15 protein-coding genes are annotated in these 18,872 nt (G+C 69.1%); 12 read left to right on the forward strand and 3 right to left on the reverse strand.

Features of this window, described 5'->3' with window-relative positions:
• A partial coding sequence (locus tag QAA18_RS01245) for a PhzF family phenazine biosynthesis isomerase (RefSeq protein ID WP_279410404.1) occupies window positions 1-420 on the reverse strand: 420 nt, incomplete at its 3' end.
• Between the two features lie 79 nt (window positions 421-499).
• Between QAA18_RS01245 and QAA18_RS01250 the strand changes: the two genes are divergently transcribed.
• From QAA18_RS01250 to QAA18_RS01265, 4 genes are read left to right on the forward strand one after another with little or no spacing between them, the layout of a single operon-like run.
• Entirely contained in the window at window positions 500-3,106 is a 2,607-nt protein-coding gene (locus QAA18_RS01250) for a bifunctional aspartate kinase/diaminopimelate decarboxylase (protein ID WP_279410406.1), read from the forward strand.
• A complete protein-coding gene (gene murL / locus QAA18_RS01255) occupies window positions 3,099-4,505 on the forward strand; it encodes a UDP-N-acetyl-alpha-D-muramoyl-L-alanyl-L-glutamate epimerase (RefSeq protein ID WP_279410408.1) in 1,407 nt (468 codons plus the stop codon). Before QAA18_RS01250 ends, murL begins: the two co-directional genes overlap by 8 nt.
• A complete protein-coding gene (gene murD, locus QAA18_RS01260; RefSeq protein ID WP_279410410.1) occupies window positions 4,486-5,910 on the forward strand; it encodes a UDP-N-acetylmuramoyl-L-alanine--D-glutamate ligase in 1,425 nt (474 codons plus the stop codon). The genes murL and murD overlap by 20 nt, the downstream gene beginning before the upstream one ends.
• Before the next feature lie 39 nt (window positions 5,911-5,949).
• Window positions 5,950-6,756, forward strand: a complete 807-nt coding sequence (locus QAA18_RS01265; RefSeq protein WP_279410411.1) for a dienelactone hydrolase family protein — start codon at window positions 5,950-5,952, stop codon at window positions 6,754-6,756.
• On the opposite strand, the gene QAA18_RS01270 is transcribed toward QAA18_RS01265, so the two are convergent.
• Complete coding sequence (locus tag QAA18_RS01270) at window positions 6,740-7,771, reverse strand: polyprenyl synthetase family protein (RefSeq protein WP_279410413.1); 1,032 nt, start codon at window positions 7,769-7,771, stop codon at window positions 6,740-6,742. The two genes, QAA18_RS01265 and QAA18_RS01270, sit on opposite strands and share 17 nt — an antisense overlap.
• A gap of 147 nt (window positions 7,772-7,918) precedes the next feature.
• Here QAA18_RS01270 and ssb point away from each other — a divergent pair, with 147 nt between their 5' ends.
• Genes ssb through rfbD form a run of 5 tightly spaced genes read left to right on the forward strand, consistent with a single transcriptional unit; the run spans window position 7,919 to window position 11,826 of the window.
• Window positions 7,919-8,392 (forward strand): single-stranded DNA-binding protein, encoded by a 474-nt coding sequence (gene ssb, locus QAA18_RS01275; RefSeq protein ID WP_279410415.1) that lies wholly within the window; start codon window positions 7,919-7,921, stop codon window positions 8,390-8,392.
• A 23-nt stretch (window positions 8,393-8,415) separates the two neighbouring features.
• On the forward strand, window positions 8,416-9,474 hold the full coding sequence (gene rfbB / locus QAA18_RS01280; RefSeq protein ID WP_279410416.1) for a dTDP-glucose 4,6-dehydratase: 1,059 nt from the start codon (window positions 8,416-8,418) through the stop codon (window positions 9,472-9,474).
• On the forward strand, window positions 9,471-10,358 hold the full coding sequence (gene rfbA, locus QAA18_RS01285; protein ID WP_279410418.1) for a glucose-1-phosphate thymidylyltransferase RfbA: 888 nt from the start codon (window positions 9,471-9,473) through the stop codon (window positions 10,356-10,358). The genes rfbB and rfbA overlap by 4 nt, the downstream gene beginning before the upstream one ends.
• Window positions 10,359-10,372: 14 nt before the next feature.
• Entirely contained in the window at window positions 10,373-10,930 is a 558-nt protein-coding gene (gene rfbC, locus QAA18_RS01290) for a dTDP-4-dehydrorhamnose 3,5-epimerase (RefSeq protein ID WP_279410420.1), read from the forward strand.
• Window positions 10,927-11,826, forward strand: a complete 900-nt coding sequence (gene rfbD / locus QAA18_RS01295; RefSeq protein ID WP_279410421.1) for a dTDP-4-dehydrorhamnose reductase — start codon at window positions 10,927-10,929, stop codon at window positions 11,824-11,826. Before rfbC ends, rfbD begins: the two co-directional genes overlap by 4 nt.
• A 9-nt stretch (window positions 11,827-11,835) precedes the next feature.
• On the opposite strand, the gene QAA18_RS01300 is transcribed toward rfbD, so the two are convergent.
• Window positions 11,836-13,563 (reverse strand): oligopeptide:H+ symporter, encoded by a 1,728-nt coding sequence (locus tag QAA18_RS01300; RefSeq protein ID WP_279410424.1) that lies wholly within the window; start codon window positions 13,561-13,563, stop codon window positions 11,836-11,838.
• A 124-nt stretch (window positions 13,564-13,687) separates the two neighbouring features.
• Here QAA18_RS01300 and QAA18_RS01305 point away from each other — a divergent pair, with 124 nt between their 5' ends.
• From QAA18_RS01305 to QAA18_RS01315, 3 genes are read left to right on the forward strand one after another with little or no spacing between them, the layout of a single operon-like run.
• Complete coding sequence (locus QAA18_RS01305) at window positions 13,688-15,649, forward strand: oligopeptide transporter, OPT family (RefSeq protein WP_279410425.1); 1,962 nt, start codon at window positions 13,688-13,690, stop codon at window positions 15,647-15,649.
• A 20-nt stretch (window positions 15,650-15,669) separates the two neighbouring features.
• On the forward strand, window positions 15,670-17,763 hold the full coding sequence (locus tag QAA18_RS01310) for a S9 family peptidase (RefSeq protein WP_279410427.1): 2,094 nt from the start codon (window positions 15,670-15,672) through the stop codon (window positions 17,761-17,763).
• Window positions 17,764-17,818: 55 nt separating this feature from the next.
• Complete coding sequence (locus tag QAA18_RS01315; protein WP_279410428.1) at window positions 17,819-18,871, forward strand: GGDEF domain-containing protein; 1,053 nt, start codon at window positions 17,819-17,821, stop codon at window positions 18,869-18,871.
• The last annotated feature ends 1 nt before the right edge of the window (window position 18,872 follow it).

Consider the following 18,872-nt stretch of genomic DNA (forward strand, 5'->3'; position numbering starts at 1 on the left):
GCGCGGATCATCACGGTCGACGACCTCGCGCACGTTGGCTCGCGGCGTGCGCACCGCGATGGTGCGCTCGCGGCCGCTGCCTTCCACCCGCAGGGGCAGCGATCCGGCGACGCCCTGCTGCACCAGCAATCCGTCGCGCGGAGTCGCCAGGCCGGCGTCGAGGACGGCGTGCGCGGTGCCGACGCTGGGATGGCCTGCGAACGGGACTTCCCTGCGCGGACTGAAGATGCGCAACCGGTAGCTCGCGCCGGCTTCGGTCGGCGGCAGGACGAAGGTGGTCTCGGGCAGGCGCGTCCAGCGCGCGATCGCCTGCATGGTGTCGTCGTCCAGACCCTCCGCGTCGAGGACCACGGCGAGGGGATTGCCCGCGCCGGGGCGATCGGCGAAGACGTCGAGCTGGACGTAAGGGCGGCGGGCCATGGGGTTGGTCGGCACGAGGTCGTCTAGAATGCAGGGCCCGCGATTCTACGGGGTCCACGATCAACAACCACTCACGCCGATGACCGCTCCCGACCGCTGGTTCGTGCTCAAGTTCGGCGGAACCTCGGTCTCGCGCCGCGAGCGCTGGGACACGATCGGCCGGCTGGCGCGCGAAACCGCCGAACGCCGCGACGCACGGGTGCTCGTGGTGGTGTCGGCGCTGTCGGGCGCGACCAACGAACTGCAGGCGATCGCCACCGCCGCGGCAGGTGCTGACATCGCGCCGCGGGTCGAGGCGCTGGCCGAACGCCATCGCGTGTTCGCCGCCGAGCTCGGGCTGGATGCCGGCGTCGTCCTCGGCCACCGCCTGGAAGCATTGCGCGCGCTCGCCACCGATGCCCGCGCCTGCACCCGGGCGCTCGACTGGCAGGCCGAAGTGATGGCCCAGGGCGAGCTGCTCTCGTCCACGCTCGGCGCGGCCTACCTGCAGGCGCAAGGCCTGGACTTCGGCTGGTGCGACGCGCGCGAATGGCTGCACGCGGTGGCGTTGCCGAACCAGAACGCCTGGTCGATGCGCCTGTCCGCGACCTGCGGCCACCAGGCCGCCGACGATTGGCGCCAGCGCTTCGCGCGGCAGCCGGCGCGCCTGCTGTTGACCCAGGGCTTCATCGCCCGCCACGAGGACGGTGGCACCGCGGTGCTGGGGCGCGGGGGCTCGGATACTTCGGCGGCGTGCTTCGGTGCGCTGCTCGGGGCACAGCAGGTCGAGATCTGGACCGACGTGCCCGGCATGTTCAGCGCCAATCCGCGCGAAGTGCCGCAGGCGCGCCTGCTGGCCCGGCTGGACTATGCCGAAGCGCAGGAAATCGCCACCACCGGGGCCAAGGTGCTGCATCCGCGCTCCATCGGTCCATGCCGCGAGGCGCGCGTGCCGATGGCCATCCTCGATACCTCGCGTCCGGACCTTCCGGGCACGCGCATCGACGCCAGCGCCGCGACCGTGCCGGGAGTCAAGGCCATCAGCCGCCGCAACGGCATCGTGCTGGTGTCGATGGAGTCGATCGGCATGTGGCAGCAGGTCGGCTTCCTGGCCGACATCTTCGAGCGCTTCAAGCGCCACGGCCTGTCGATCGACCTGATCGGCTCGTCGGAAACAAACGTCACCGTATCGCTGGATCCGAGCGAGAACCTGGTCAGCGGCAACGTGCTCGAGGCGCTGTCGGCCGACCTGGCCGAAGTGTGCCGGGTAAAGGTGATCGTCCCGTGCGCGGCGATCACCCTGGTCGGGCGCGGCATGCGCTCGATGCTGCACCGGCTGTCGGACATCTGGGCCACGTTCGGGCGCGAGCGCGTGCACCTGGTGTCGCAGTCGTCCAACGACCTCAACCTGACCTTCGTCATCGACGAGGTCGACGCCGACGGGCTGCTGCCGGAACTGCACGCCGAGCTGGTGCGCAGCGGCGCGATGCCGATGCGCGACGGCAGCGTGTTCGGGCCGAGCTGGCGCGAGATCACCCACGGCCGCCAGGCGCGCCAGGCGCCGTGGTGGGAGCGCAAGCGCGAGCAACTGCTGCGGCTGGCCGAAGCGGGCACGCCACGCTATGCCTACGACATGGATACGGTGCGCGAACGCGCGCGCGCTTTGCTGGCGGTGGACGCGGTCGACAGCCGCTACTACGCGGTCAAGGCCAATCCGCATCCGGGCATCCTGCGCACGCTGGCCACCGAAGGCTTCGGGTTCGAATGCGTCTCGCAGGCCGAACTCGAGCATGTGTTCGCGACGCTGCCCGGCATCGACCCGGCACGCGTGCTGTTCACCCCGAGTTACGCGCCACGCTCCGAGTATGCCGCCGCGTTCGCCCGTGGCGCGACGGTCACCGTGGACAACGTCGAGGCGTTGCAGCGCTGGCCCGAACTGTTCCGCGGCCGCTCGCTGTGGCTGCGCCTGGACCTGGGTCGCGGCGAGGGCCACCACCACAAGGTCCGTACCGGTGGCACCGATGCCAAGTTCGGGCTGCCGGCTGCGCGCATCGACGAGTTCGTCGCCGCCGCGCGCGCGCTGGATGCGCGCATCACCGGCCTGCACGCGCACCTGGGCAGCGGTGTCGAGGTCGACAGCCACTGGCGCGAGGTGCATGCCGAACTGGCCGGGCTGGCCGAGCGCATCGGTACCGTGGCCACGCTGGACATAGGCGGCGGCCTGCCGGTGCCCTACCTGCCCGACGCCGCGCCGTTCGACCTGGACGAGTGGGGGCGCGACCTGGCCACGGTCAAGGCCGCGTACCCGCAATACGCGCTGGCGATCGAGCCCGGTCGTTATCTTGTCGCCGAAGCCGGCGTGCTGCTGCTGTCGGCCACCCAGGTCGTGGAGAAGGACGGCGTGCTGCGCGTCGGTTGCGACGCCGGCATGAACGCACTGATGCGGCCGACGCTGTACGAGGCCTTCCACGACATCGCCAACCTGTCGCGCAACGGTGTGGACGGCGCGGCGGCGGCCACGGCGAGTTTCGACGTGGTCGGGCCGATCTGCGAGTCGGGCGACGTACTCGGCCGCGCGCGCAAGCTGCCCGTCGACACAGCCGAAGGCGACATCCTGCTGGTGGCCGATGCCGGTGCCTACGGCATGGCCATGGCCAATACCTACAACCTGCGGGCACTGCCTGCAGAGGACACGATCGATGACTGACTGGACCTTCGACCGCGACGCGATCCGCGCGTTCCGTTTCGTGCGCTGCGACTTCGACCCGGCCAGCGGCGTCGCCAGCCTGGCGTACGCCTTCGACGACGGCCCGGAGCTGGTCGAAACGGTTTCGATTCCCGGCGCGCCGTTCGTGCTGGACGCGGCGCGCGCCGCCGCGGTCGAGCGCGCGCTGCGCCTGCTGCACCTGATCGCCGGCGTGAGTTACTACAAGGCCGCGGTGCCGGCGGAGATCCGCATCGACGGTTACGCCATCGACGCCGACACCGCCGCGATGCTGCAATCGCTCTACCGCAACGGCCTGGGCGAGTTCGCGTACCGCAACGGCTTGGAGTTGGACGATCGGATCCGGTTTCCGGGGGACCGGGGACCAGGGACCGGGGACCGGGAGAAGCAAGCGGCGACGCATCCGACCCTTCCAGGTCCCCGGTCCCCGGTCCCTGGTCCCCGGCACGCCCTCGTCGCCATCGGCGGCGGCAAGGACTCCCTCGTCACCATCGAAGCCCTGCGCGCGCTCGGCGTCGAGCAGACGGTGTGCTGGATCGGCGGCTCCCAGCTGATCGCGGCCTGTGCGGCACGTACCGGCCTGCCGACGATGAACATCGGCCGCCAGCTCGCGCCGCAGCTGTTCGATTTCAATCGCCAGGGCGCCTGGAACGGACACATCCCGGTGACCGCCGTGAACTCGGCGATCCTGGTGCTGGCGGCCGTGCTGCATGGCGCCGGCCGGGTGGTGTTCTCCAACGAACGTTCGGCCAGCTATGGATCCATCATCGAGGGGACGGGCGAGGTCAACCACCAATGGTCGAAGGGCTGGGAGTTCGAGCGCATGTTCGGCGAGCACGTCGAGCGTGAGGTGGCCGCCGGCCTGCACTATTACTCGCTGCTGCGTCCGCTGTCGGAACTTGCAGTGGCGCGGCAGTTCGCCCGGACCGATCGCTACGACGCGCATTTCTCGAGCTGCAACCGCAACTTCCACATCCTCGGCGAACGCCCGGCCAATCGCTGGTGCGGTGTGTGCCCGAAGTGCCATTTCGTGTTCCTGGCGCTGGCGCCGTTCATGTCCAAGCCGCGGCTGGTGAACATCTTCGGCCGCAACCTGCTCGACGATCCGGCGCAGGCCGCCGGCTACGACGCGCTGCTGGAGTTCCAGGACCACAAGCCGTTCGAATGCGTCGGCGAGGGTCGCGAGTCGCGCGCTGCCATGGCCGCGCTGGTGCAGCGTCCGGAATGGCGCGAGGACGCGCTGGTGCGCCGCTTCGAACGAGAGATCCTGCCGCAACTCGATCCTGCGGAACTGGCCATCGAACCGCTCCTGGCGCTCGACGGGGAACACCGGATTCCGACGCCGTTGTGGGAGAAGCTGCGTGCGCATTTCGGAACTTGACGGGCGCCGCGTTGCGCTCTGGGGGTGGGGGCGCGAGGGTAGGGCGGCGTGGCGTGCCTTGCGGGGACCGGGGACCGGGGACCGGGGACCGGACGGGATGGTTGGGTTGTTCTGCAGTGCTTCCGAAGCCGTTGAGGCGCGGGAGTTCGATCCGGGGTTGGTGATTGAAGCGGAGGCGACGGCGGAGCGGCTGGCGGCTTACGAGGTGGTGGTGAAGTCGCCGGGGATCAGTCCGTACAAGGCGGAAGCGGTCGCGGCGGCTGCGCGCGGGACGCGGTTCATCGGCGGGACCGCGTTGTGGTTCGGCGAGCGTGCGGGCGCCGACGGCGTCGTGCCGGGCGCTGCCTGCGTCACCGGAACCAAGGGCAAGAGCACGACTACCGCACTGCTCGCGCACCTGCTGCGCGCCGGCGGGCATCGCACCGCGCTGGCCGGCAACATCGGGCTGCCGCTGCTGGAAGTGCTGCACGACCAGGCCGAGTACTGGGCGATCGAACTGTCCAGCTACCAGACCGGCGACGTCGCCGACAGCGGCGCGCGCCCGCAGGTCGCGGTCGGGCTCAACATTTTTCCGGAACACCTGGACTGGCACGGCTCGCACGAACGCTATGTCGCCGACAAGCTGCGCCTGTTCACCGACGCGCGCCCTCGCATCGCCGTGCTCAACGCCGGCGACCCCATCCTGGCCTCGCTGCAACTGCCGGACAGCGAAGTTCGCTGGTTCAACCGCGAAGACGGGTGGCACCTGCGCGGCGATGCGCTGCACCGTGGCGAGGCCTTCATCATGGACACCGCGGCGCTGCCGCTGCCCGGCCGCCACAATCGCGGCAACCTGTGCGCCGTGCTCGCCGCGATCGAGGCGCTCGGGCTGGATGCGGCTTCGCTCGCACCGCGCGCTGCCGACTTCCGGCCATTGCCGCATCGCCTGCAGGTTTTGGGCACCCGCGACGGCCTCACCTGGGTGAACGACTCGATCAGTACCACGCCGCACGCCAGCCTCGCGGCGCTGGATGTCTACTGCCGCGAACGCGTGGCGCTGCTGGTGGGCGGCCACGACCGCGGCCTGCCGTGGGACGACTTCGCCGCGGCCATGCGCCAGCGATGCCCGGAGGCGATCGTCACGATGGGCCATGGCAGGCCGGGCCAGACCGGCGATCGCATCCACGCGCTGCTGGCGCCGCTCGTCGATGAATGCGGACTCGCCCTGCATGCCGCGGAAGACCTTGAGGCCGCGGTTTCGACGGCGCGCATGGCACTGGGCGGCCACGGCGTGGTGCTGCTGTCGCCCGGCGCCCCCAGTTTCGGCGCCTATCGCGACTACACCGAGCGCGGACGCCACTTCGCTGCGCTCGCAGGCTTCGATCCGGCGGCGATCAGCGCCATTCCCGGCCTGGGAATCGCCTAGGAGCGGTACGCTACTTCCTCCTCAACGGAGAGCATCCCCATGCAGACGAACGCAATGCGATTCCTCGCCGCCGCCATGCTCGCCGCATGCGCCACGCCGGCGCTGGCGGCAATGCAGGCCAGGCCTGTCGAGTGGAAGGTCGGAGACGATGTGTTCGCCGGTGTCCTGGTCTACGACGATGCGTCCGACGAACTGCGTCCGGGCCTGGTGATGGTGCCCGACTGGCTGGGCGTGCGTGACGACGCCGTCACCCAGGCAAAGCACATCGCCGGCGACGACTACGTCGTGCTGGTCGCCGACCTGTACGGCAAGGACGTGCGTCCCGATGGCCCGGAGCAGGCGCGGGAACAGACCGGCAAGCTGCGCGACGACCCGGCGGCGATGCGCGCGCGCATCAACAAGGCCCTGGAGACGCTGCGCGCGAATGCGGCCGGCGCACCGCTGGACGCCGACAGGATCGCCGCCTTCGGCTACTGCTTCGGCGGCACCGCGGTGCTGGAGCTGGCGCGCAGCGGCGCCGACGTTGCCGGCGTGGTAACCTTCCATGGCGGTCTGTCGACGGGATTGCCGGCGGAGAAGGGCGCGGTGAAGGCCAGCGTGCTGGTGCTCAACGGCGCCGACGACCGCGGCACCGCCGGCGACATCGCCGGCTTCCAGCAGGAAATGGACGCGGCCGGCGTCGACTGGCAGTTCGTCAACTTCAGCGACACGGTGCACTGCTTCGCACTGCCGCACGCCAAGAGCCCGCCGGGTTGCGTCTACAACCCGCTGTCGGCGCGGCGCGCGGAGAAGATGATGGACGACTTCCTCGAGGAGCGGTTCGAGGCGGTCAGCGGTCGCGACTGACGGTGTAGCGCGCCAGGCCGCGCAGCGCGGCCACATACGGGTTGTCGGCCAGGCCGTCGAGCGAACGCTCGGCGGCCTGCGCGTATCCAGTCGCGCGACGCAGGCTGTAGCCGAGGCTGTCGGCGGCGGCGATCGCCGACAGCACCTCCGGCATCGCGCCGGTATCGCCATCGATGATGGCCTGGCGCAGTCGCTCGCGCGTCGCGTCGCCGGCGTGGGCGATGGCATGGATCAGCGGCAGCGTGGCCTTGCCTTCGGCCAAGTCGTCGCCCAGGTGCTTGCCCAACGCCGCCTCGTCGGCCGAGTAGTCGAGCACGTCGTCGGCGATCTGGAAGGCGTAACCCAGGTTCAGGCCGTAGTCATGCAGGGCGTCGCAGGTGGTTGCGTCTGCGCCGGCCAGCAGGGCGCCCAGGCGGGTCGCGGCTGCGAACAGGACCGCGGTCTTGCGTTCGATGACCTGCAGGTAGGCGGCCTCGTCGGTGTCCGGGTTGCGCACGTGCAGCAGTTGCAGCACTTCGCCCTCGGCAATGCGGTTGGTGGCATCGGCGAGCAGCCGCATCACTTCCATGCGGTCGAGTTCGACCATCATCTGGAAGCTGCGCGAATACAGGAAGTCGCCGACCAGCACGCTGGCGGCGTTGCCCCAGACCGCGTTGGCGGTGCTGCGGCCGCGGCGCAGGTCGGATTCGTCGACCACGTCGTCGTGGAGCAGGGTGGAGGTGTGGATGAATTCGATCACCGCCGCCAGCTGGTGTGCATCGGCGCCGACCCCGGCGCCGTCGGCACCGCGCTTGCCCAGGGCGGCCGCGGCCAGGAGCAGCAGCATCGGCCGCAGGCGCTTGCCGCCGGCACCGACGATGTACTCGGCGACCTGGTTGACCAGGACCACGTCCGAGGCCAGGCGACGACGGATCAGCGCGTCCACCGCGGCCATGTCGGCGGCGGCCAGGGCCTGGATCGCGGGCAGCGGGGGGGTGTCGTCGAGGGCGGCCCGGGGGGGCGAGGCGGTGTCCATGCGGGGTCCGTATCAGGGCAACGCGGATTATAAGGCGGGGCGGATTTTTCCGACCCACGGGCGCGGCGGGCGCCGATGTCCGCGGGGCCGGGCGTTATACTCCACTGTCCCCATGCCCACTCCCGGGCGATACCGGAAGGACAGTCCATGGCCCGCGGCGTCAACAAAGTGATCCTGGTCGGAAACCTCGGCAACGACCCCGACATGAAGTACACCCAGGGCGGGATGGCGATCTGCACGCTTTCGCTCGCCACCACCTCGGTCCGCAAGGACCGCGACGGCAACCAGCAGGAAAAGACCGAGTGGCACCGGGTGAAACTGTTCGGCAAGCTCGGCGAGATCGCCGGCGAATACCTGCGCAAGGGCCGCCAGGTCTATATCGAGGGGCGCATCGAATACGGTTCCTACGAGAAGGACGGCATCAAGCACTACACTACCGACATCGTGGCCGACGAGATGCAGATGCTCGGCGGCGGTGGCGAGGGCGGTGCCGGCGGCGGTGGCGGTGGCGGCGGACGCAGCGAGCGCCCGCAGCGCAGCACGCCGCAGCGCCGTGAAGTGCCCGCCGCCGCAAAGGCCGAGTTCTCCGAGGACTTCGCGGACGACGACATCCCGTTCTGAAACGAAGTGACTAGGAGTACTGCGTGCCGACTTGGCTCGTAACCGGCGGCGCCGGGTTCATTGGTGGCAATTTCGTGCTGGACGCCGTTCGCAACGGCGTCCGCATCGTCAATCTCGATGCGCTGACCTATGCGGGCAACCGCGACACGCTGGCTGCGCTCGATGGCAACCCGGACCACTTGTTCGTGCATGGCGACATCGGAGATGGCGCGCTGGTCGCGCGCCTGCTCGCGGAGCACCGCCCCGATGCGGTGATCAACTTCGCGGCCGAAAGCCATGTCGATCGCTCGATCGACGGTCCGGCGGCGTTCGTACAGACCAACGTGGTCGGCACGCTGGCGCTGCTGGAGGCGGCCCGCGACTACTGGAAGTCGCTCGACGATGCCGGCAGGCAGGCGTTCCGTTTCCTGCACGTCTCCACCGACGAGGTCTACGGTTCGCTGGGCGACACCGGCAGGTTCACCGAGACTACGCCGTATGCGCCGAACTCCCCGTATTCGGCGTCCAAGGCTGCTTCCGACCACCTGGTGCGCGCCTTCCACCACACCTACGGCCTGCCGGTACTGACTACCAACTGCTCGAACAACTACGGGCCGTACCAGTTCCCGGAGAAACTCATTCCGCTGGTCATCGCCCGCGCGCTGGCCGGTGAACCGCTTCCCGTCTACGGCGACGGCAAGAACGTGCGCGACTGGCTCTACGTGGGCGACCACTGCAGCGCGATCCGCATAGTGCTGGAGCGCGGCCGCGTCGGCGAAACCTACAACGTGGGTGGGGACGCGGAGAAGCAGAACATCGAAGTGGTCGAGACCATCTGCGCGCTGCTGGACCAGCGCCGCCCGCGGCCGGATGGCAAGGCGCGCCGCGAGCAGATCACCTACGTCGCCGACCGCCCGGGACACGACCGCCGCTACGCGATCGATGCGGGCAAGATCAGGTCGGAACTCGGCTGGACGCCGACGCACAGCTTCGAGCAAGGCATCGCCGACACCGTTGACTGGTACCTGGCGCACCAGGACTGGGTGCAACGCGTGCTGGACGGCAGCTACCGGCTCGAACGCATTGGCGGGGTGCCGGCATGACGGCGCGCAAGGGCATCATCCTGGCCGGCGGCTCGGGCACGCGCCTTTATCCGATCACCCAGGCGATCAGCAAGCAGCTGCTGCCGGTATTCGACAAGCCGATGGTGTATTACCCGCTGAGCGTGCTGATGCTGGCGGGCATCCGCGAAGTGCTGGTCATCAACACCCCGCACGAACAGGCCCTGTTCAAGCAATTGCTAGGCGACGGCTCGCAGTGGGGCATGAAGATCGAATACGCCGCACAACCCAGCCCGGACGGCCTGGCGCAGGCGTTCCTGATCGGCCGCGATTTCCTCGACGGCGCGCCGAGCTGCCTGGTGCTGGGCGACAACATCTTCTATGGCCATGGCCTGACCGGGCTGCTGCGCCATGCCAGCGAGCGCGAGGACGGCGCGACGGTGTTCGGCTACTGGGTGCGCGACCCGGAGCGCTACGGCGTGGCCGAGTTCGATGCCGACGGCAAGGTGGTCGGGCTCGAGGAGAAGCCAGCCAAACCTCGCTCCAACTACGCGGTGACCGGGCTGTATTTCTACGATGGCCAGGCCAGCGAACTGGCTGCGACGCTCAAGCCGTCGGCGCGCGGGGAACTGGAGATCACCGACCTCAACCGCCTTTACCTGGAACAGGGCAATCTCCACCTGGAGCGCCTGGGTCGCGGTTATGCATGGCTGGACACCGGCACCCACGAGTCGCTGGTCGAAGCCTCCAGCTACATCGAGACGATCGAGAAGCGCCAGGGCCTGCGCGTGTGCTGCCCGGAGGAGATCGCCTGGAACAACGGCTGGATCGACGACGCGCAGCTGCGCGCGCTGGCGCAACCCCTGGCGAAAAACGGCTATGGCCAGTACCTGCTCGGGCTGCTCGAGCACGGGCCGGTCGTCTGAGCCGGGGCGCATAAATGAAAGTCGTCGAGACCGACCTGCCGGGTTGCCTCGTGCTGGAGCCGCAAGTGTTCGGCGACGAACGTGGCTTCTTCTACGAATCGTTCAACCGCGACAAGCTCATGGCCATCGGCCTGCCGCCGCATTTCGTCCAGGGCAACGTGTCGCGCTCCGCGCGCGGCGTGCTGCGCGGCCTGCACTACCAGCAGCCGAAAGCGCAGGGCAAGCTGGTCAGCGTGCTCGATGGCGAGGTCTGGGACGTGGCGGTCGACGTGCGCCGTGGTTCGCCGACGTTCGGCCAGTGGACGGCGGTGGTGCTGAGCGCCGACAACAAGCGCCACTTCTGGATCCCGGAGGGCTTCGCCCATGGTTTCGTCACCCTGAGCGAAACGGCGCTGTTCAACTACGTTTGCACGGACACCTACGACCGCGATGCCGATGCCGGCATCCGCTGGAACGACGCGACGCTGGCGATCGACTGGCCGGTGTCGGCGCCGTCGTTGTCGGCCAAGGACGCCGCGCTGCCGTTCCTGGAAGACGTGGACGAAGCGCGCCTGCCGGTGTTCCAGGGATGACGCGGATACTGCTGCTCGGCGCCGACGGCCAGCTCGGCACCGAGCTGCGCCGCAGCCTGTCGCCGCTGGGCGACATCGTGGCGGCGACGCTGTCTGGCCGCCTGGGCGAGGACGCATGCGAGGCCGCCGATTTCTCCGAACCAGGATCGCTGCAGCCGCTGGTCGAACGGGTCGCACCGGACATCGTGGTCAACGCCGCCGCGCACACCGCCGTGGATCGTGCTGAAACCGAACGCGGCCTGGCCTTCGCGATCAATGCCGAAGCCCCGGCGGTGCTGGCCACCGCCTGCGCGGCGCGCGGCGCGCGGCTGGTGCATTACTCGACCGACTACGTCTTCGACGGCAGCGGCACGCGTCCGTATCGCGAGGACGACGCCACGTCGCCGCTGGGCGTGTACGGGCACAGCAAACGCGCCGGCGAACTTGCCGTCCTCGGCAGCGGTGCGCGTCACCTGCTGTTCCGCACCGCGTGGGTGTATGCGGCGCACAGCCACAATTTCCTGCGCACCATGCTGCGCGTCGGCGCCGAGCGCGACGAACTGCGCGTGGTCGCCGACCAGGTCGGCACGCCGACGCCTGCGGCGTTGATCGCCGACGTGACGGCGCGGGCCCTCGAGCGTGCGGACGCGACACGTTCCGGCCTGTGGCACCTGACGCCCACCGGGCAGACCAGCTGGCACGGGTTCGCCGAGGCAATCTTCGAGGGCGCGGTGGCGCGGGGCTTGCTGGCGCGCAGGCCGAAGGTCGAGGCGATCACGACCGCCGACTATCCAACGCCCGCCGCGCGCCCGGCCTGGTCGGTGCTCGACTGCACCGCCCTGCAGCGCGACTTCGCCATCCACCTCCCCGACTGGCGCGAAGGCCTCGCCGACACCCTCGACCAGCTCCGCGCGTAACAGCGGCGATCAGCGGACGCCGTGCATCCAGCGGCGGAGGAGCGGAGAGAGGACGAGGAACAGCAGTGCCGCGCCCAAGCCCACCCACAGCAGCAACTGGAACAGATCGCCGTACTTCGACGCGGCAACGGCCATGTCGATCGCGCCGTCCTCGGGAATTTCCAGCGAAGCGAGCTTTCCGAACTGCGCGGCGAGCATTTCCGAATAGGCGGTCGCCAGCCAGAACGCGCCCATCATCAGGCCGACCACGCGCGCCACGGAGAGTTGCGTCACCGCCGACAGTCCGATCGGCGACAGGCACATTTCGCCCAGTTCGAGGACGAAATAGGCCAGCACCAGCCACCACACGCTGGCCATCGCGCCGGTCGCGGCGATTTCCGCCGCGGCGATCAGCGGCAGGAACGACAGTGCGGCGAACAACAGGCCGATCGCGCTTTTCATCGGCTTGGACGGGTTGCGCCCGCGCTTCTCGAGCCAGGGCCACAGCCAGGCGAAGACCGGCGACAGGACCACGATGAAGAACGAGCCGAGGAAGGTCAGCGAACCGGCCGTCTGCGGTACCAGCACCACGTCGCGGAAGCAGGCCACCGCCATTACCGCCGCCAGCGCCAGCACCAGGTTGCGGGCCAGGCCGCGGGCGCCGCGATCGCTTGCACGCAGGGCCAGCACCATCAGCACCGGGCTGGCCGCCATCACGTACAGCGACCAGGGCAGGGTGCCGCTGGCATCGCTGACCAGCGACGGGAACATGTCCTTGGTCAGCAGGCGGTCGGTGAAGGTCAGCCACGAGCCGTAGGTCTGCTCGTACAGGGTGAAGAACACCAGCACGCCCAGGATCATCGCCACCAGCGACAGCATCTGCTGGCGCTGCACGCGGTTGCAGTGGCGTACCAGGAACCAGGCGAACCACAGCAGGAAGGCGAGCAGCACCAGGTGCATCGCGCCCTGCACGGTCCAGGTGCGCTGGATCAGCTGCCACACCACCGCCACGCCACCGAACGACGCCAGGTAGATCCACCACTCGCGCGCCAGCGGGCCGACGCGTTCGCGCAGCCGGGCCGGATCGCGCGGCTCGGCGTGCCCGTGCAGGTATCGCTGGCCCCACAGGAACATGCCCAGGCCGGCGATCATGCCGATGCCGGCGGCGCCGAAGCCGTACTTCCAGCCGTAGGTCTCGCCGAGGAAGGCGCAGATCAGGCCGGCGAACAGGCCGCCGACGTTGATGCCGGCATAGAAGAGGGTGAACCCGGAGTCGCGGCGCGGGTCGTTGTCCGCATACAGCTTGCCGACGATGGTGGAGATGTTCGGCTTGAGGAAGCCCACGCCCATGATGATCAGCGCCAGCGACAGGTAGAACACCTGCAGCGCGCCCTCGTCGCGCACCATCACCCCGTCCACGGGGCGCGCGTCGACGCCCTCGACGGTCATGCCCAGGTGGCCCAGGCACAGCAGCACCCCGCCGAGCACGACCGCCTTGCGCATGCCCAGCCAGCGGTCGGCCACCAGGCCGCCGATCACCGGCACCGCGTACACCAAGCCGCCGTAGGCGCCGATCAGGTCGTAGCCCATGTCGTCGCCGAAGCCGTGGTGCTTGAGCAGGTAGAGCAGCAGCAGTGCCTTCATCCCGTAGAAGGAGAAGCGCTCCCACATCTCGGTGAAGAAACAGACGAAGACGCCCTTGGGGTGGCCGAGGAAATCGCTGCTGGCGGCCGGGGCCGGATGGGCTGCGGTGGGCAAGTGCGGGTCCTTTTCGGGCTGCCGCCGAGTATAGCGAGGCCGGGTGCGACCCATGCCCGGGGGTTTTGCGCCTGCCGCTGGCGAATGCCATCATCGGCCGAATCGCCATGGGGAACCCGGACTTATGAGTACGCCCGCACCACGCGTCCCGCAACTGACCGCCCGCGCCATCATCCTTTCAGTGATCCTCGCGGTGATCCTGGCCGCCGCCAATGCCTACCTGGGCCTGTTCGCCGGCCTCACCATCGCCACCGCGATCCCCGCGGCCGTGGTCTCGATGGGCGTGCTGCGCCTGCTGGGCGGCGGCACGATCCTGGAGAACAACATCGTCCAGACCGGCGCCTCGGCCGGCAGCTCGATCGCAGCCGGCGTCATCTTCACCATCCCGGCCCTGATCATCCTCGGCTACTGGGACGACTTCCGCTATTCATGGGTGCTGGCCATCGCCGGCCTCGGCGGCCTGCTCGGCGTGCTGTTCTCGGTGCCGCTGCGCCGGACCATGATCGTCGAGGATCCGCTGCCCTTCCCGGAAGGCAAGGCCGCCGCCGAAGTGCTCAAGGCGGGCGAGAATCCCGGCCCGGGCCTCAAGCTGCTCGGTTTCTCCGCGGTGATCGGCGCGCTGTTCAAGGCCGGTGCGGCCAGCGGCATGCGCCTGCTGCCCGACACCGCCGCGGGCGCCGGCTTCTTCGGCAAGTACCTGGGTTACATGGGCACCAACCTGTCGCCGGCGCTGCTGGGCGTGGGCTACATCGTCGGCCTGAACATCGGCATCGTGGTGTTGTCGGGCGCGGTGCTGTCCTGGCAGTTCGCGATCCCGATCTACCACGCGTACTTCCTGGGCAGCGATCCGGCGCTGGCGGCATCGATCGCGGGGGCTTCGGCCGAGGACGCGGCGTTCGCGATCTGGAGCGCCAAGGTCCGCTACCTGGGCGTCGGCACGATGCTCGTGGGTGGCATCTGGACCCTGTTTTCGCTGCGCAAGTCCCTGCTGTCGGGCATCCGCAGCGGAATCGCGGCCGCGCGCAAGGGCACCGGCGCGGTCATCGCCGAAACCGAGCGCGATCTTCCGATGAAGTGGATGCTGGTGGCGCTGGTGGCCTTCGTCGTACCGCTGGCCTTCCTGTACCAGGCGATCGTCGACCAGTGGACGGTCAGCATCCCGATGACCGTCATCATGATCGTCGCCGGTTTCCTGTTCGTTTCGGTGTCGGCGTACCTGGCGGGCCTTGTGGGTTCGTCCAACAATCCGGTCTCGGGCATCACCATCGCCACCATCCTGTTTGCCGCCCTGGTGCTGATGCTCCTGCTCGGCCGCGAGTCGCCGATCGGTGCGGTGGCGGCGATCATGATCGGCGCGGTGGTGTGCTGCGCCGCGGCCGTCGGTGGCGACAATCTCCAGGATCTCAAGGCCGGCTACATCGTCGGGGCGACGCCGTGGAAGCAGCAGTTGATGCTGATGATCGGCGCGTTCTCCTGTGCGTTGATCATGGCCCCCGTGCTGAACCTGCTGGCCCAGGCCTATGGCATCGGCGCACCGACGGCCGAGCATCCCAATCCGCTGGCGGCGCCGCAGGCCACGCTGATGGCCTCGGTGGCCAAGGGCATGTTCGGGGGCCAGCTGCCGTGGAACATGATCGCGATCGGCGGCGTCATCGGCTTCGCGATCATCGGCTTCGATTCCTGGCTCAAGTCGCGCAACTCCAGCTTCCGCGTGCCGGTGCTGGCCGCGGCCATCGGCATCTACCTCCCGCTGGAACTGATGGTGCCGATCTTCCTCGGCGGCGTCCTGGCATACCTCGTCGAGCGCCGCCACGGTGCCGTCGGCACCGCGGACGAATCGCTGCGCGACCGCATCCATCGCCCCGGCACCCTGTTCGCCGCCGGCCTGATCACCGGCGAGGCGCTGATGGGCATCCTGATCGCGATCCCGATCGTCGTCACCGAGCGCGCCGACGTGCTGGCCCTGCCGGAGCAATGGCAGTTCGGCAAGTGGGTCGGGCTTGCGGTGCTGGCCGTGGTCGCCTGGCTGCTGTACCGCAGCGGTGCGAAGCGCGCGCTCGGCGACGTCGAACCCGGTCCCATGTAATTGCAAGGAAAACCATCGAAATGAACATGCGCCACGCCGTTCTCTCCGCCGCACTGCTGTTGTCGCTGCCTTCGCTGGCGCTGGCAGAGCGCGGTTTCCAGGCCTCCGACCTGGTGTCCATGGACCGTTATTCCTCGCCGGTGCTGTCGCCGGACGGGCGCAAGGTGGTCTTCGCCAAACGCGTGGTCGACATGGACGCGGGCAAGGCATCGAGCTCGCTGTGGATCGAGGACCTGTTCGCGCGCGACGCGTTGCCGCCGCAGCGGCTGACGCCGGAAGGCTGGAACGTCAACTCACCGGCGTTCTCCGCCGACGGCAAGTCGGTGTATTTCCTCAGTGGCAAGTCCGGGCGTTCGCAGCTGTACGCGATCGGGCTGGACGGCGGCGAGCCGGTTCAGCTCACCGATTTCGCGCTCGACGTGGACGCCTATTCGCTCTCGCCCGACGGCAAGCGCATCGCCTTCGCCGCAAGCGCGTTCGCCGACTGCAAGGGCGAAATGGCCTGCAGCCGCACCCGGCTGGACGCATCGCCAAAGGCCAGCGGCGTAGTGTTCGACCGCATGTTCATCCGCCACTGGGACACCTGGTCCAACGGCAGCCTCAACCGCATTTTCGTTGCTTCGATCGACGGCACTGCCCCGGCCACGACGGCAACCCTGGTGGGCGCCGACCTCATCGCTGATGTCCCGTCCAAGCCCTTCGGCGATCTTTCCGACCTCGCCTGGGCGCCGGACGGGAAGTCCCTGGTGGTGAGCGCGCGGCTGTCCGATGCCGGCGAGCCGCAGTCGACCAACTTCGACCTGTACCGCATCGCCGCCGACGGCAGCGGCAAGGCGCGCAACCTCACCGCGGCTAACCCGGGGTGGGACGCCGGCCCGGTGTTCAGCGCCGACGGCAAGACGCTGTATTACCGGGCGATGAAGCGTCCCGGCTTCGAGGCCGACCGCTTCGCGTTGATGGCGATGGACCTGTCCAGCGGCAAGACCCGCGAGATCGCGCCGGACTGGGACCGCTCCGCCGACAGCATCGTCCTGTCGGCCGACGGCAAGACGATCTACACCACCGCACAGGACATGGGCCAGCATCCGTTGTTCGCGGTCGACGTCGCCACCGGCGAAGCGACGCGCGTGATCGGCGACGGCAGCATCGGCAGTTTCTCCATTGCCGGGCCGGGCAACGCCGCCTCTACCAGCGTGTTCACGCGTGCCTCGATGAAGAGCGGCAACCAGGTCGTGACCGGCGGCATCGGCGGCGCACCGGAGCGCGCGATCACGCCGAGCGCATCGGAAATGCTGCCGGACGTGGCCTTCGGCCAGTACGAGCAGTTCTCCTTCAGCGGCTGGAACGACGAGACCGTGCACGGCTACGTGGTCAAGCCGTGGAACTATGAAGAGGGCAAGCGCTATCCGGTGGCCTTCCTGATCCATGGCGGCCCGCAGGGCAGTTTCGGCGACGGCTGGAGCTACCGCTGGAACCCGCAGACCTACGCGGGCCAGGGCTACGCGGTGGTGATGATCGACTTCCACGGTTCCACCGGCTACGGCCAGGCCTTCACCGATGCGATCAGCCAGCACTGGGGCGACCGCCCGCTGGAAGACCTGCGCAAGGGGTGGGCCGCGGCGCAGGAGCAGTACGCATTCCTGGACGGCGCCAACGCCTGCGCGCTGGGCGCCAGCTACGGCGGCTACATGGTCAACTGGATCGCCGGCAACTGGCATACGCCGGCCAGCGGCGCGTGGAAGTGCCTGGTCAACCACGACGGCGTGTTCGACCAGCGCATGATGGGCTACAGCACCGAGGAACTGTGGTTCACCGAGTGGGAGAACGGCGGCACGCCGTACGAGAACCCCGAGGGTTACGAGAGGTTCAACCCGGTCAACCACGTCGCCCAATGGCGCGTGCCGATGCTCATCGTGCACGGCCAGAACGACTACCGCATCCCGGTCGAGCAGGGCATCGCCGCGTTCACCGCGCTGCAGCGCCAGGGCATCGAGTCGAAGTTCCTGTACTTCCCGGACGAGAACCACTGGGTCCTGAAGCCGGCCAACAGCCTGCTCTGGCACGAGACCGTCAACGCCTGGCTGGGCGACCACATCGGTGCCGGCGCCCGCTGACGCAAAGGCGGTACGCGGCCCCGGGCGGCGATGGGGCCGCCATTGGCTGCGCGACATGGATCCCGAGGATCGCGCGCGCCTGACGGCGGTGCAGGTGTCGGCCACGCGTCCGGCCTTCACCGCCGTGTTGTCGGGTGGCGCGGCCATGCTGGTGGTCACCGCGATCCTGGAATGGACGGGCGCCGCGCCGGGCATCGGCTATCCGTGGTGGCTGGTGTTGCTGGCCGGCCTCGCGGTGGGTGCGATGGCCTGGGCCAACTGGCGGCTGCGCGACTGGCGCCTGCGCCTGCTGGTGATGCTGGGCGCCACGGCGACGATCGGCGTCTTCCTTTCGGTACCGGTGCCGCAAGCGGCCGGCGCGGCGGACCAGTTTCCGATCCGCACCGGCCTGTTCCACCTGATTCCGATCGCGCTGCTGGCCCTGACCGTGCGCCGGTGGTCGGTGGTGCTGCTGGTGGGCACGGTGGTGGCGTTGGCTGCCGTGCGCTTGTCGCTGTTCAATGCTCCGGCGTCCGGCCTTGCCATCTATTGGCTTTACACCGCGACCACGATCGCGTTCGGCCTGATGCTGTCCGCATACCGCACGGATTTCGCGGTGGAGGCCTTCCGCGCCCGCCAGGTGCTGTGGAAGCAGGCGGCCACCGATGCCTTGACCGGACTTCCCAACCGCGCCGGCTGGGAGCGCGACGCGGCGCGCGTGTACGAGGATGCCGGGCATCGTGGCGCGCCGCGCAGCCTGGTGTTCTTCGACGTGGATAGGTTCAAGGACGTCAACGACCGCTGGGGCCATGCCGAAGGCGACGAGGTGCTGCGCAGCCTCGGCGCGGCGCTGGCCTCGCGCCTGGGGCCGGACTGCTACGCGGCGCGGATGGGCGGCGAGGAGTTCATCGCCCTGCACATCGATGCCGTGCCCGCCGCGGTGGAACGCTTCGCGCAGCGCGTGCGCGCCGATTTCGCCACGCTCAATGCCCGGCATGGGTGCACCCTGAGCGCGGGGATCGCCTTCGCCCACCCGGGCGAATCGCTGGCCGAGTGCATGCGCCGCGCCGACGAGGCGCTCTACGCGGCCAAGGAAGGCGGTCGCGACCGGATCGTCCTCGCCAGCTGAC

The organism is Luteimonas sp. 8-5 (assembly GCF_029763755.1).
GTDB lineage: Bacteria > Pseudomonadota > Gammaproteobacteria > Xanthomonadales > Xanthomonadaceae > Cognatiluteimonas.

What these genes read in the sequence shown, in the direction of transcription:
- QAA18_RS01250 (WP_279410406.1), top strand. Translation starts at nt 500, where the DNA reads ATGACCGCTCCCGACCGCTGGTTCGTGCTCAAGTTCGGCGGAACCTCG.
- murL (WP_279410408.1), top strand. Translation starts at nt 3,099, where the DNA reads ATGACTGACTGGACCTTCGACCGCGACGCGATCCGCGCGTTCCGTTTC.
- QAA18_RS01265 (WP_279410411.1), top strand. Translation starts at nt 5,950, where the DNA reads ATGCAGACGAACGCAATGCGATTCCTCGCCGCCGCCATGCTCGCCGCA.
- QAA18_RS01270 (WP_279410413.1), bottom strand. Translation starts at nt 7,771, where the DNA reads ATGGACACCGCCTCGCCCCCCCGGGCCGCCCTCGACGACACCCCCCCG.
- ssb (WP_279410415.1), top strand. Translation starts at nt 7,919, where the DNA reads ATGGCCCGCGGCGTCAACAAAGTGATCCTGGTCGGAAACCTCGGCAAC.
- rfbA (WP_279410418.1), top strand. Translation starts at nt 9,471, where the DNA reads ATGACGGCGCGCAAGGGCATCATCCTGGCCGGCGGCTCGGGCACGCGC.
- rfbC (WP_279410420.1), top strand. Translation starts at nt 10,373, where the DNA reads ATGAAAGTCGTCGAGACCGACCTGCCGGGTTGCCTCGTGCTGGAGCCG.
- rfbD (WP_279410421.1), top strand. Translation starts at nt 10,927, where the DNA reads ATGACGCGGATACTGCTGCTCGGCGCCGACGGCCAGCTCGGCACCGAG.
- QAA18_RS01305 (WP_279410425.1), top strand. Translation starts at nt 13,688, where the DNA reads ATGAGTACGCCCGCACCACGCGTCCCGCAACTGACCGCCCGCGCCATC.
- QAA18_RS01310 (WP_279410427.1), top strand. Translation starts at nt 15,670, where the DNA reads ATGAACATGCGCCACGCCGTTCTCTCCGCCGCACTGCTGTTGTCGCTG.
- QAA18_RS01315 (WP_279410428.1), top strand. Translation starts at nt 17,819, where the DNA reads ATGGATCCCGAGGATCGCGCGCGCCTGACGGCGGTGCAGGTGTCGGCC.